The organism is Falsiroseomonas sp. RANM36 (genome assembly GCF_056682175.1).
Window position 1 is genome coordinate 968,881 of sequence record NZ_JBWXTD010000003.1, and the last position, 13,385, is coordinate 982,265.

Annotated in this window: 12 protein-coding genes; 4 read left to right on the forward strand and 8 right to left on the reverse strand. The window is 71.8% G+C overall.

Features of this window, described 5'->3' with window-relative positions:
* Nucleotides 1-137: 137 nt before the first annotated feature.
* The 3 genes from AC1MIR_RS09465 to AC1MIR_RS09475 form a co-directional block, all read right to left on the reverse strand.
* Complete coding sequence (locus AC1MIR_RS09465; RefSeq protein ID WP_480027919.1) at nt 138-1,436, reverse strand: TRAP transporter large permease; 1,299 nt, start codon at nt 1,434-1,436, stop codon at nt 138-140.
* 5 nt (nt 1,437-1,441) lie between these two features.
* Nucleotides 1,442-1,957, reverse strand: a complete 516-nt coding sequence (locus AC1MIR_RS09470; protein WP_480027920.1) for a TRAP transporter small permease — start codon at nt 1,955-1,957, stop codon at nt 1,442-1,444.
* 150 nt (nt 1,958-2,107) lie between these two features.
* Entirely contained in the window at nt 2,108-3,094 is a 987-nt protein-coding gene (locus tag AC1MIR_RS09475; protein ID WP_480027921.1) for a TRAP transporter substrate-binding protein, read from the reverse strand.
* Nucleotides 3,095-3,285: 191 nt separating this feature from the next.
* Between AC1MIR_RS09475 and AC1MIR_RS09480 the strand changes: the two genes are divergently transcribed.
* Nucleotides 3,286-4,728, forward strand: coding sequence for an amidase family protein (locus tag AC1MIR_RS09480; RefSeq protein WP_480027922.1), 1,443 nt, complete (start codon nt 3,286-3,288; stop codon nt 4,726-4,728).
* Here the strand turns inward: AC1MIR_RS09480 and AC1MIR_RS09485 are convergent, their stop codons facing one another.
* Nucleotides 4,729-6,447, reverse strand: a complete 1,719-nt coding sequence (locus AC1MIR_RS09485) for a DUF6311 domain-containing protein (protein WP_480027923.1) — start codon at nt 6,445-6,447, stop codon at nt 4,729-4,731.
* A 1-nt stretch (nt 6,448) separates the two neighbouring features.
* Nucleotides 6,449-7,402, reverse strand: a complete 954-nt coding sequence (locus AC1MIR_RS09490; protein WP_480027924.1) for a glycosyltransferase family 2 protein — start codon at nt 7,400-7,402, stop codon at nt 6,449-6,451.
* A gap of 211 nt (nt 7,403-7,613) precedes the next feature.
* On the opposite strand from AC1MIR_RS09490, the gene AC1MIR_RS09495 reads away from it, so the two are divergent.
* A complete protein-coding gene (locus tag AC1MIR_RS09495) occupies nt 7,614-8,972 on the forward strand; it encodes a TrkH family potassium uptake protein (RefSeq protein ID WP_480027925.1) in 1,359 nt (452 codons plus the stop codon).
* Between the two features lie 7 nt (nt 8,973-8,979).
* Here the strand turns inward: AC1MIR_RS09495 and trmB are convergent, their stop codons facing one another.
* Both trmB and AC1MIR_RS09505 read right to left on the reverse strand, forming a co-directional pair.
* On the reverse strand, nt 8,980-9,690 hold the full coding sequence (gene trmB / locus AC1MIR_RS09500) for a tRNA (guanine(46)-N(7))-methyltransferase TrmB (protein WP_480027926.1): 711 nt from the start codon (nt 9,688-9,690) through the stop codon (nt 8,980-8,982).
* 72 nt (nt 9,691-9,762) lie between these two features.
* Entirely contained in the window at nt 9,763-11,283 is a 1,521-nt protein-coding gene (locus AC1MIR_RS09505; protein WP_480027927.1) for an amidohydrolase family protein, read from the reverse strand.
* 202 nt (nt 11,284-11,485) lie between these two features.
* On the opposite strand from AC1MIR_RS09505, the gene AC1MIR_RS09510 reads away from it, so the two are divergent.
* The gene (locus AC1MIR_RS09510) at nt 11,486-12,046 is read left to right on the forward strand and encodes a PEP-CTERM sorting domain-containing protein (protein ID WP_480028733.1); all 561 of its coding nucleotides are present in this window, start codon (nt 11,486-11,488) and stop codon (nt 12,044-12,046) included.
* A 12-nt stretch (nt 12,047-12,058) separates the two neighbouring features.
* On the opposite strand, the gene AC1MIR_RS09515 is transcribed toward AC1MIR_RS09510, so the two are convergent.
* Nucleotides 12,059-12,703, reverse strand: a complete 645-nt coding sequence (locus AC1MIR_RS09515) for a glutathione S-transferase family protein (RefSeq protein ID WP_480027928.1) — start codon at nt 12,701-12,703, stop codon at nt 12,059-12,061.
* Between the two features lie 99 nt (nt 12,704-12,802).
* Here AC1MIR_RS09515 and AC1MIR_RS09520 point away from each other — a divergent pair, with 99 nt between their 5' ends.
* Nucleotides 12,803-13,351, forward strand: a complete 549-nt coding sequence (locus AC1MIR_RS09520; protein ID WP_480027929.1) for an amino acid synthesis family protein — start codon at nt 12,803-12,805, stop codon at nt 13,349-13,351.
* The last annotated feature ends 34 nt before the right edge of the window (nt 13,352-13,385 follow it).

Genomic DNA, 13,385 nt, shown 5'->3' on the forward strand with positions numbered 1-13,385 from the left:
CCCGGCCCCGCCCCGCCGCGGCGCGCCGCCCGCCGCCCCCCCCCCCCCCCCCCCCCCCCGGCCGCGAACGCGGCCCGCGTCGCATGCCGCGAGCCAAGGGCCGCGGATGCGGCCCGCCCGGCGCTTGAGGGCGCCCATCAGCTGCCATAGCCGAACAGCAGGCGGGGTAGGGTGAGGCTGACCTCGGGGATGTAGGTGGTCAGCAGCAGGGCGCAGAGGATGGCGGCGTAGAAGGGCCAGATGCTGCGCAGCACCTGCTCGATCGGGATGCGGCCGATGGCGCAGCCGACGAACAGCACGGCGCCCACCGGCGGCGTGGTCAGGCCCAGCCCCAGGTTCATCATCATGATCATGCCGAACTGCACCGGGTCCACGCCGATGGCGGTGACCACCGGCAGGAAGATCGGCGTGGTGATCAGGATCAGCGCCGCCATGTCCATCACGCAGCCGAGCAGCAGCAGGCAGACATTGATCATCAGCAGGATGACCACCGGGTTCTGGCTGATCGCCATCATCCCGTCCGTCAGGTGCTCCGGCAGGCGATAGAGCGCGAGCAGGTACGCGAAGGCCGTCGCCGTGCCGACCAGCAGGAACACCACCGCCGAGGTGCGCACGCTGGCGGCAACGGCGATCTTGAACTTCTCCCAGGTCAGCGCGCGATAGACCAGCGTGGTGACGGCGATCGCCCAGATGGTGCCGAAGGCGGCGCTTTCCGTGACGGTGAAGACGCCCGACAGCACGCCGCCCAGGATGATCACCGCGGTCAGCAGGCCGGGGACGGCGTCGATGAAGGTCCAGAAGATGCGGCGCAGCCCCTGGTACGGCTCGGCCGGATAGCCGCGGCGCACCGCCATCACATAGGCGGCGATGCCGAGGAAGAGGCACATCATGACCCCCGGCACGATGCCGGCGATGAACAGCGCCGAGACCGAGACGCCGCCGCCCGCCGCCAGCGAATAGAGGATCATGTTGTGGCTGGGCGGGATCATGATGCCCGCGATGCTGCTGGTGACGGTGACGCTGACCGAATAGTCGGTGCCGTAGCCGCGTTCCTTCATCGCCGGGATCAGCAGCGTCCCGAGTGCCGAGGTGTCCGCCACCGCCGAGCCCGAGATGCCGCCGAACAGCATGGAGGCGGAGACGTTCACCACGCCGAGCCCGCCGCGCATCCAGCCCATCACGCCCGATGCCACCGCGATCAGCCGCCGCGCGATCCCGCCATGCAGCATCAACTCGCCGGCGAAGACGAAGAAGGGGATCGCCAGCAGCGAGAAGATGCTCATCCCGCTGGCCATCTGCTGGAAGGCGACCGCCGGGTTCAGCCCTTCCCACAGGAAGCCGGCGAGCGCGGCGATGCCGAGGGTGAAGGCCACCGGCACGCCCGCGACGATGCCGAGGACGAAGACCGCGAGGATCAGGACCAGGCCGAATTCCACCGGCGCTACTCCAGGAAGGCGGCCTTCATGCCGCGCTGCTCGGGGCCTTCCTTGCGGAGGATGTCGAGCAGCACCTGCTCGATCGCGAACAGCGTGATCAGGCCGCCGCAGACCATCAGCGGCACATAGGTCCAGCCCTGGCTGATGCCGAGCAGCGGGATCTTGAAGCTCCAGACCATGTCCACCAGCTCGCGCGACCAGATCATCATGGCGAAGCCGAACAGCCCGACCAGCGTGTCGCAGCCCACCGCGATCCAGCGCTGCACGCCGATCGGCAGCGCCTCCCGGAAGCCGAGCACGGACAGGTGGAAGCGCTCGCGCACGCCCACTGCTGCGACCGGCAGCGCGATGCAGAGGATGGCGAGCGTCGCCGCGCGCTCCACCCAGGTCGGCGTGTCGTTCAGCACGTAGCGGCCGAAGACCAGCCATCCCATCATCGCGACGAGGCCGACCAGCGCGCTGCCGGCGGCGACGATGACGAGCCTGCAGAAGAGGTCGAGCGTGCGGGAGAACAGCGCCATGCGTGATCCCTTCCCCGCATGTCCTCCCCCTCTCCCGCTGGCGGGAAAGGGCCGGGGTGGGGGCCGTTGTTGAAGGATGCCGTCCCGCCCCCGCCCTGCCCCCTGCCGCGGGCGCGGCAGAAGGGCCAGGGGCGGGAGGCTGGCGCCGGCCTACGGCAGTTCGCGGATGCGCTGGACCAGGCCGGACAGGCGCGGGTTGTTGCCCGTGTACTTCTGGTACACCGGCTCCATCAGCTGCGCCCAGGGGCTGCGGTCCGTCACCTCGATCACCGTCACGCCCGCGGCCTCGACACGGCGGCGGGAGACCTGCTCGCGCTCCGCCCAGAGCTGGCGCTGCAGCACGGCGGATTCGCGCGCGGCGTCGCGCAGGATGGCCTGGTCCTGCGGGCTCAGCCGGCGCCAGCGCTGCACGCCGACGGCCAGCACCTCCGGCACGTTGGAATGCTCGGTGGTGGTGTAGAAGCGCGCCACCTCGAAGTGCCGCGTGCTCTCGTAGCTCGGCCAGTTGTTCTCGGCGCCGTCGATCACGCCGGACTGCAGCGAGGTGAAGACCTCGCCGAAGGGCAGCGGCGTCGGGTTGGCGCCCATCGCGCGCATCAGGTCGATCCAGAGGTCGGAGGTCTGCACGCGGATCTTCATGCCGCGCACATCGGCCGGCGTGCGCACCGGGCGGACGGTGTAGAGGCTGCGCGCGCCCGCGTCGTACCAGGCCAGCGCGATGATGCCGATCTGCTCCAGGTCCTTCGCGATCTCCTCGCCGGCGACGCCGTCGATGGCGCGCTGCATGTGCGCGACGTTGCGGAACAGGAAGGGCAGCGTGACCACCTGCGTGGACGGCGCCAGGTTGTTGAAGGGCGAGAGGTTGAAGTTGGCGAAGTCGATCGAGCCGAGGCGCATCTGCTGGATCGCCTCGTCCTGCTGGCCGAGCTGCGCCGAATGGTAGGTGCGCATGCGGATGCGGTTGTTGGTCCGCTGCATCACCAGCTCGCCGAAGCGGTCCATGCCGCGGCCGTTCGGGTAGTCCGCGGCGTGGATGTTCCAGCCGCGCCATTCCTGCGCCTGGCCCGGCGATGCCATCCACGGGACGAGGGCCGCGGCGGCGATGGCCGCCGCCCGGAGCACGCGCGTGAGCTTCATGGACGTCTCCCATTTCGGCGGCGAACCGCCTGGTTACTGCCGCATCATAGGTGCAGCAGGGTCGCGTCTGTCAAACCGCCCCGCGCCGCCGCGGCGCGCCCCGCGCGGCGTGCCGGGCCGGCTTGCGGAGGCCCGCTTGCGGAGGCCGGCGCGGCCGCGCAGCATCCGCCCCCTCCCGTCAGGTGCCGTGCATGACCTTCCCGACCATCGCCGCCGCCGCCGCCGATCTCGCCGCCGGCCGCACCACCGCCCGGAGCCTCGTGGAGGAGGCGCTCGCGCGCATCGCCGACCCGGCGGGGGAGGGCGCGCGCGCCTTCGTCGCCGTGCAGGCCGATGCCGCCCGCGCGGCGGCCGATGCCGCCGACCGCCTGCGCGCCGCGGGCCGCGCGCCGAGCCCCTGGGCAGGCATCCCGATCAGCATCAAGGATCTCTACGACCAGGCCGGCGTGGTCACGCGCGGCGGGTCCGTCGCGCTGGCCGATGCCGCGCCCGCCGCCGCGACCGCGGTTTCGGTCGCCCGGCTGGAACGCGCCGGCTTCGTGGTGCTCGGGCGCACCAACATGACGGAGTTCGCCTTCTCCGGCCTCGGCGTGAACCCGCATTACGGCACGCCGCGCAGCCCCTGGGACCGGGCCACCGGAAGGCTGCCCGGCGGCTCCTCCTCCGGCGCGGCAGTGGCGACGGCGGATGGGATGGGCTTCGCCGGGCTCGGCTCCGACACCGGCGGGTCCTGCCGCATCCCGGCCGCGCTCTGCGGCATCGGCCGCGGGGAGCCGCCCGCGGCGGGGCGGCGGCGCGGGGCGGGCCCCCCCCCCGGGGGGGCCGCGCCCCCCCGGGGCGGCGGGGGGGGCCGGGGGGGGGCGCCCCCCCGGGCGCGGCGCGTGCCGCTGACCGGCACGCTGCCGCTCTCCTTCACACTGGACAGCCTCGGCCCGCTGGCGCGGTCGGTGGCGTGCTGCGCCTTGCTCGACAGCGTGATGGCGGACGAGGTGCCGTGGTCGCCCGGCCTGCCGCTGCCGGCGGCCGGGCTGCGCCTCGGCGTGCTGCAGGGCTACGTCACCGGCGACTGGGATGCGGCCGTGACGGCGGCCTTCGAAGGTGCGCTGTCTCGGCTTTCGGCCGCCGGGGCGCGGGTGGAGAGGCTCGTGGTGCCGGAGCTCGACGCCATCCCGGCGGCGATGGCCACCGGCGGCTTCGCGGCCAGCGAGGCCTGGGCCTGGCATCGCCACCTCGTCGCGCGCAAGCGCGCCGAATACGACCCGCGCATCCTCGCCCGCATCCTGCGCGGCGAGCGGATGTCGGCGGCGGACTACATCGCGCTGGGGCAGGAGCGGGCACGCATCATCGCCGCCATCGCGCAGCGCACCGCGCCCTTCGACGCGGTGGTGATGCCCACCTGCCCGCTGGTGCCGCCGCCCATCGCCGCGGTGGAGGAGGAGGCGGAATACGGCCGCATCAACCTGCTGCTGCTGCGCAACACCACGGTCGGCAACTTCCTCGACCGCTGCGCCATCAGCCTGCCCTGCCACCGCCCGGGCGAGGCGCCGGTCGGCTTCATGCTGATGGGCGAGACGATGGGCGATGCGCGGCTGTTCGCCGTGGCGCAGGCGGTGGAGGCGGCGCTGGCGGCCTGATCAGGCGCCGCCGCCCGGGACATCGCTGATGCGCGGCTCGCCCACATGCCAGCCGGGCGCCAGCACCGTCAGCCCGTCGAAGGAGCCGATCAGGTCGCGCGCCGGATCGGCCGCGGCGCGCGCCAGGCCGATCGCGCCCTCATCGGCCAGCACGTAGAGCGTGTCCGGCTCGAAGTCGCCCTCGGCCAGGCGGCGCGCCATGGCGGCGTTCAGCGCCGCCACGCGCCGATCGTCGAGCCGGGCGAGATACACCGCATCGGTGCGGAGGCCCTCGGTGGCGGCATAGACCGCGACCTCCTCCCACCAATGCGCCTGGTTGCCGCTCGGCACGATGCGGATCGCCTGGTAGCGCCGCGCCGCCTCGGCCCAGAACGGATCGTGGAGGCGCAGCGGCACGGTCGCCTCGGTCGGCGGGAAATAGGGCCTGAGCCACTGCACGCCCGCCCGCAGGTCGGCCGCCTGGACCAGCGCCAGCACCAGCAGCACCACCCCGGCGCGCCGCCCGCCCAGCCATCGGACCAAGGCGAACACGGCGCCGATCAGCAGCGCGTAGCCGACCGGCCAGATGAAGCGCTCCGAGGCGCGCAGCGCATCGGCGTAGCGCAGCAGCTCGGGCGGCAGCGACACCAGCTCGAACACGCGGCCGCCGATCGAGACGCGATGGGTCACCGCGAAGGCGGTGAGGCCGGCCATCGCCGCCAGCAGCGCCCAATGCCGCCGCAACACGGGGACCGGGCGGAGCGCCCATGCCACCGCCCCGGCCAGCAGAAGCAGCAGCGCGCCCAGCCCGGCATAGGACCGCCCGGCCTCCATGTGGTCCTGGCCTGGCAGGTCCGGCAGGAAGCTGCCCCAGGGCGCCGGATCCAGCGGCGCCAGCAGGTCGAGCTGCATCAGCCCGTATCCGCCCCAACTCCCCCCGAACCCATCGGACAGCAGGAAGAAGCCGGCCAGCCAAAGGCCGGCGATGCCGCCGCCGGGCGCCAGCACAGCCTCGCCGGCCAGCCAGGCCGGGGTGCGGCGCGCCGGGTCGGCGCAGCGCGCGAGAAAGTCGGCGAGCCACAGCGCGCCCACCATGGGCAGGAAATAGGAATGGATCAGCGCGGTCGCGCCGAACAGCGCCGCCCATTGCGCCAGCCGCCGCCCCGGCGATGCGCTCGTCAGGCAGAGCCAGAGGCCGATGAGCAGCAGGAAATGCGCCGAGAGCGCGAAATGCCCGCCCATGCGCGCCAGCATGGCGGGCTGCAGCACGAACAGCGCCGCGCCCGCCATCCGCGCCAGCGGGTTCGTGGTGGCGAGGCCGAGGATCCGCCAGGCCATGAAGCCCTGCAGCGCGGCGCAGGCATGGATCCACAGGCCCCAATACTGCGGCACCTCCACCACGTTGCGCAGCGCCTTGAAGGTGAAGGCGAGCAGCGGGATCGCGTCGGCGAAGAAGATCGAGGAGGAGAGCTCCATCCCCCAGCCCGGATTGAGGCCGGGCGGCCAGGTCCATGGCGTGTCGCGGAAGAAGGTCCAGCCGAGCCAGTACTGCACCGGATCGGGGCCGATGCTGCCGCTCAGCATCCAGCCGGTGTGCGATGGCGGCAGGATGCCCGGGCCGAAGAAAACGGCGACGGCGAGCAGGCCGATGGCGACGGCACCGAGCGCGCTCGCCAGCACCGCCCAGCGCGCCGTGGCGGGGGCGAGGATGGCGCCGGGAAGGGCCGCGCCGCGCTGCATGTCAGTTCAGACGGCTCGGCAGGTGGCGCTCGGCGATGTAGAGCGGGCGGCCCTTGGTCTCGTTGAAGATCCGGCCGAGATACTCGCCGATCACGCCGAGCATCATCATCTGCACCCCGCCCAGGAACAGCACCACGGCCAGCAGGCTGGGATAGCCGGCGACCGGGTTGCCGTAGACCAGCGTCCGGAAGATCAGCTGCGCCAGGTAGAGCACCGCGCCGATCGCCGTCAGCAGACCGACATAGGTCGCGATCTTGAGCGGCGCGACGGTGAAGGACGTGATGCCCTCCAGCGAGAAGTTCCAGAGCTTCCAGTAGTTCCACTTGGTCGTGCCGGCCGCACGCGGCGCGCGGTCGTAGCGCACGGGCGTTGCCGGGAAGCCGATCCAGGCGAAGAGGCCCTTCATGAAGCGGTGCTGTTCGCGCAGGCGCAGCAGGGCGTCCACCGCGCGCCGGCTCATCAGCCGGAAGTCGCCGGTGTCCGGCGGGATGGCCACCTTCCCGCCGACCCGCTGCATCAGCCGGTAGAACAGCGCCGCCGTCGCCCGCTTCACCCAGGTCTCGCCGGCGCGCGTGTTGCGCTGCGCATAGACCACGTCGAAGCCCTGCCGCCAGGCCTCCACCAGGCGGGGGATCACCTCGGGCGGGTCCTGCAGGTCGGCATCGATGATCACCACTGCCTCGCTCGACCTTGCGTGGTCGAGACCGGCGGTCATCGCGATCTCCTTGCCGAAGTTGCGGCTGAGATTCAGCACCGCGACATGCGGGTCGGCCGCCTGGAGCCCGAGCATCACCTCCAGCGTCCGGTCGCGGGATCCGTCATTGACGTAGAGGACGTCCCAGCCGAGGCCGGTCCCGTCCATCGCCGCCGCCAGGCGACGATGGAATTCCGGCAGCACTTCCTCCTCGTTGAAGGCAGGGACGATGACCGTCAGGGCGGGGCTGGGGGATGTCACGGTGCTGCGGCGGCGCAGGTGGGGCGGCGCGAGAGCGACCACAAGCGGAGGGCATTACGTCAAAATGTAACGCCTTGGTTACCGCGCCTTGCGACCGGGAGTTCCGGGGGTCGATGCGCGCGCGGCGCAGGGCAGTTCCGCGCCCGGCGGATCTGACGTCGGACGAGGCACCGGCACATATGCCCCGCCGCCACAGCAACGGATTGCTTCCGTGCAATCTCATCCGGCGCGCGGGGCCAACCGCCTTCGGGCGCGCCTGCACCATGCGCTGACGCGGCCCAGTCCGGCGCGCTACGTCGCCCTCGGCTACCTCGGCTACATGGCGATCGGCTGGGCGCTGCTGGCGCTGCCTGCCTCCCAGGCCGTCCCGGTGGCCGCACTGGATTCCCTGTTCATCGCGGTCTCGGCGGTGTCCACGACCGGCCTGGTCCCGCTCGACCCCGCCAACGCCTTCAGCGGCTTCGGCGAGGCGGTGATCCTGGCGCTGATCCAGGTCGGCGGCCTCGGCTTCATGACCATCAGCACCTTCGCCTGGGCGGCGCTGTCGCGGCCCAACGGGTTCCGCGAGCGCGTGGCGCGGACGGTCTTCTCGGTGTCCGCGACCGAGGATGTCACGCGGTTCCTGCGCCGCGCGGTGCTCTTCACGCTGGTGGTTGAATCGCTCGGTGCCGCCGCGCTCTATCCCATGCTGGCGGCGGCCGGTGTCGAGGACCCGCTGTGGTCGGCGATCTTCCACAGCGTCTCGGCCTTCTGCACGGCCGGCTTCGCCCTCTACCCGGACAGCCTGGAGCGCTTCGCCGGCGATCCGCTGATCCTCGCCACCGTTTCCCTGCTCAGCCTGCTCGGTGCGCTCGGGTTCCTGGTCGTGTCCGAACTGTGGGACAGGCTGCGCGGCGGCACATCGCCGCTCGGCCTGACGGCGCGGCTGGTGCTGCGGGTGTTCCCGCTGATGATCCTGGGCGGTGGCGTGCTGCTGTTCGCGATCGAACCCTCGCTGGCCGAACGGGCACCGGCGGACCGGGCGCTGAACGCGCTGTTCCAGTCCCTGTCGGCGGCGACGACGGTCGGCTTCAACTCCATCCCGCTCGCCGGCTTCGCGCCGGCGGCGATCATGGTCGTCTATGTGCTGATGCTGATCGGCGCCTCGCCATCGGGCACGGGCGGCGGGCTCAAGGTCACGACGGTCGCGGTGCTGCTGGCGCTGCTGCGCGGCGCGGCGCATGACGATGCCGAGATCCGGGTGTTCGGCGTGCCGGTGCGGCCCGAGCGGGTGCGCCAGGCGGCTGCGGTGCTGGTGGCTGCGATCCTGCTGCTGGCGCTCGCGCTGTTCGTCATGGCCCTGACCGAGACGCAATCCTTCGACCGGCTGCTGTTCGAGGCGCTGTCGGCGCTCGGCACGGTCGGCCTCTCGCTCGGGGCGACGCCAGAACTGAGCGATGCCGGCAAGCTCGTGGTCATCGCGCTGATGGCGGTGGGACGGATCGGCGTCCTCGGCTTCGCACTGGCCGTGGCGATCGGTGTCCGCCGGCGCGAGGCGAGCGGCAAACCCCCGGCCGAGGTCGCGCTGTGATCGCCCGTCAGCGCCGGGTGAAGATCCAGTAGATCGGCGTCCGCCCCTCGCGCAGCGCCTTCGCCTCGTAGCGGGTGCCCGGCCAATCCGCGGGCCGCTGCACGGCGCGTTCCGCCAGTGTGAAGTCGGCGGCGCCGGCCATCACCTCCTCCACCCAGGCCTGGTAGGTCGGATCGTCGGAGGCGATGCGCCAGACGCCGCCCGGCTTCAGCGCGCGCGCGACCAGCGGCAGCAGGGAGGGATGCACGAAGCGACGCTTGGCGTGGCGCGACTTCGGCCAGGGATCGGGGAACAGCAGGAACAGCCGGTCGAGGGAGGATTCGGGCAGCGCCGCCAGCAGATGCCGCGCATCCTGCGGCCAGAGGCGGAGGTTGCGCGGCAGCGCGCCCGTCGCCTCCTCGCCCTCCGCAACCAGGCGCGACAGCAGGGAGCAGAGGCCGTTCTCGAAGACCTCGGATGCGATGATGGCCGCTTCGGGATGCGCGGCGACCTGCTCCAGCGCGTGCTCCCCACCACCGAAGCCGACCTCAAGCCAGAGCGGCGCGTCGCCCATGCCGAAGGCGGCGCGCGGGTCGCGCGCCTGGTCGGGCGTCAGGCGGAGACGGGGGAGCGTGACATCCAGCAGGCGCTGCTGGCGCGGGCGCAGCGGATGACCGCGGCGGCGGCCATAGAGGCGGTCAGGCACGCCCTCGGCGAGCGGCGGACGGTCGGCGGTCATCGGAAGTCGCGCGGCCCCCACCCCGACCCTCCCCCGCAAGCGGGGGAGGGAGGAGAGCGGGTGCGGCCGGCATCAGCTTACGATGGTCTCGCCCTCGGGTTCACGGATCACATAGCCATAGGCGAGGTTGCTGCGGCCCTGGCCGCTGGCGGCGTATTGCGCCTTCGCCTTGCTCACCGCGTCGTCCATCAGATCCGCGCGGCGCTGGTAGTTGTACATGCGCGCGCTGGTCTCGCCGAAGATCATCCGCTTCACCGGCCCGTCCGCCTCGCCGAGCGGGGCGAAGCCGTGCTGGCGCTGCATCGCCTCCGGGATCTCGAGGCGCCGCAGCGCCTCGATCTGCCATTGCGGCGATCCCGTCCAGACCGCGTCGGTCCCCCACACGACGTGATCCGCGCCGAGGCCGCGGATCAGCGTACCCATCAGCGCGGCGCAGAGGCCGGGCTCGATCACCGTGGTCTGCGCGAAGATCTGGCCGAGATCGCCATAGACGTTGTTCACGCCGAACTTGGACGGGATCTCCGCCAGCTCCGTCGTCCAGTCCACGCGGCCGGTGCGGGCGAACTGCTCCACGCCGATGCCGGCGCCGCCGCCGCCGGTCCAGCGATAGGCCGAGTGGTAGATGACGAAGTTGATGTTGGGGAAATCCTTCGCGGCCTTGCCGACGTCGTCCACGCCGGCATAGGGCACCAGGTGCGGGAAGCGGTCCGTCACCTGCTGCGGATAGAGCCCCTTGTGCACGCAGACGATGTTCTTCCCCGCGCGCAGGATGCGCTCATAGAAGGGATAGAGAAGCTTCTCGTCATCCATCCGCCACGGATGCTGCGCGAGGTGCTTGTTGGTGTTGTCGCCGACCGTGTAGCCCTTCCAGCTGTCCACATCGAGCTCGGCGATGCAGCGCTCGACCTCGTCCATCCAGCCGGGCATGCCGGGGGTGAAGATGCCATGCGTGAGAACGCGGCGGGTGCCGGCGGCGTCGTTCACGCGCTTGCGCGCATCGAACTTCATGTCGTTGGTCAGGAACCAGTCGCGCGGATCCTCGGAGGGCGAGCCGCTGATCAGCGCCACCTTGGTGTCGCTGTCGAGAAACATCTCCTTGAACCAGTTCGCCTCCATCAGGTGCTCGATGGTCTGCTCCACGCCGACGAGCTGCGGGTTCCAGCCGGCCTGGCCGACCGCGCGGCGGGCGTTGACGAAGGTCATCAGCCGCGTGTCGGGGCGCAGGAAATGCGTGTGCACGTCGAAGACGAACTGGTCGCGCAGCGCGGCGGCGCGCGCATCGGCGGCGCCGGGCGTCTGCGCCTCCGCGCGGGAGACGCCGTAGAGCTCGCCGTATTCCTCGTTCATGGCGAGGAAGGCGGCCGCCATGCCGGCCGCCGTCTGCAGGAAGCGCCGGCGCGAGAGACCCTGCTTCGCGCCGTACTCGTCCGCCATCGCCTTGATGCGCGCCTCGACGCGCTTCTGCCGCTCGTTCTGCGGCACGGGCATGAACTCGTCGGAGGCGACGACCTGCGTCGGGATCGGCGAGGGAAACATCACCTCATTGGCCGGGCGCAGCTTCTCCAGGTCGTCGTCGGTGAGAAAACCGGACATTCTCGGACGTCTCCCGCCGGGCCGGCGGCCCCCCGCCCGTCACCCGACCGGCGAAGCCTGCGCCGATGGCCGGCGGTGGTTCAAGCCTGAGGTCGCTTGGATCGCATCAGGCGGCCCCTGGGGTGGCGTTGACGGCGCTTGCCAGGGTTCGCTAACCCCCCCCCATAGTAACCTTCATGCAATAAGTGGGAGAGTGACGGTCATGCAGGGTTGGTTGCGCGGGCTGGTGGCCGGCGTCTTCGCGCTTGGACTGGGGTGGGCCGCATCCGCAACGGCGGCGCCGATCACCCGCACCTTCGACGTGATGGGCAGCGGCTTCGTGGACGCCTTCGGCGTGGTTTCGCCGGCGCCGATCGACCCGGTCCTGCTGCGCTTCACCGTGACCTTCGACCCGACCGTCGAGAACACGGCGGACAGCACCGCCGGCATCACGCTGCTGAGTTCCAACCTGCCGCTGGATTCGGCCATCGGGTGGCAGATGAGTGGCTTCACGCTGTTCGTTGGCGGTTCGGCGGGATGCGTTCTCTGCTTCTCGCCCGGCGACAACGACTGGCTGGTGGGCATCGCCGCTCCGGGAAGCGCGGCGCCATTCATCAATGCTACGGACTTTCAGTATGCAACTGCCGGGACGCCGAACAGCGGCTTCTCGAACCCGCGTGATTCCAGCGTGACCATCGTCGAGGTGCCCGAACCCTCCACCCTTGCCCTGCTCGGCCTCGGCCTCGCGGGCCTCGCCGGCCTCACCCGCCGCCGCGCCGCCTGACCGGCGGCGCCGTCACGGCGCCGGCGAAAGCCGGTGCCGCGCCCAGATCGGCGCGATCGCCGGGCGGGCCGCGACGGCCCCGGCCAGCGCCTCCAGCTTCGGGCAGTTGGCCGGCGTCCAGCGGCGCCCGCCCATCCAGCGCGACATCACCGCCAGCGGGATGTCCGCCAGCGAGAAGCGCGCGCCAAGCAGGAAGGGCGGGTCGCCCCTCAAGCCGGCCTGCTGCTCGACCAGGCGCAGGATGTCGTGGCCCATCTCCTCGGCGCGCTGGCGGATGGCGTCGGCGGCCTGGGCCGGGCCGAAGCGCTGCGGATAGTCCCAGCGCGTGACCTGCGGATAGAACTCGGCGGCAAGCAGCGTCATCCAGCGCAACGCGACGGCGCGTTCCGTGCTGCCGGGCGGCGGCAGCAGCGCGGCTTCGGGATGGCGATCCGCGATGGTCAGCAGGATGGCCAGGCTCTCGGTCAGCACGGTGCCCTCGGGCAGGATCAGCGTCGGGATGCGGCCCATCGGGTTGATGGCGCGATACTCGGCGCGGAGCTGATGATCGCCCTCAAGCGGCACGCTGCGCAGCTCGGCAGCCTGCCCGGCCTCGGCCAGCGCCATCTCGATCATCGCGGAGCCGGAGCCGGTATCGCCATAGAGGATATAGGTCATGCGCCGCACCCTGCCCTGCCCCGGCGGCGCCTGCCCAACGCATTCGCTTGATGCCTGCCGTAAGCCTGCGTGATGCTGCGGCGTAGGAGGGACCATCCCATGCTGCACATCCGCAAGATCGCCACCTGGCGCGAGGAGATCTTCGAGGAACTCGGCACGCTGCCGGAGCGCCCCGTGGTGAAGGCGGTCGCTCTGGCTGTCCTGCGCAACCCCTTCGCCGGGCAGCTTGCGGTCGCCGATCTCACCGAACTGCACGCGGCCGGCGCGGCGCTCGGCGCGCGGCTGATGCCGGGGCTTGTGGCGATGCTCGGCGGGGCTCCCGTCTCCTACGGCAAGGCCGCGCTGGTGGGCGTGGCCGGCGAGGTCGAGCATGGCGGCGCCTGCGTGCATCCGCGGCTCGGCAAGCCGATGCGCGCGGCGGTGGGCGGCGGGGCGGCGCTGATCGGCAGCGTCGTGAAGGTGGGCCATGCCGGCGCCACGCTCGACATCCCGCTCGGCCACAAGGACGATGCCTGGAGCTTCGCGCATTTCGACGCGGTGACGGTGAGCCTCGCCGATGCGCCGCGCCCGGACGAGATCCTCGTCGCGATGGCGGTCGCGGATGGCGGAAGGCTGCGCAACCGCTGCGGCGACGCGCCGGCGCGGTGAGCTAAGCGGCCGGGGGGGGGCCCCGCCCCCCCGC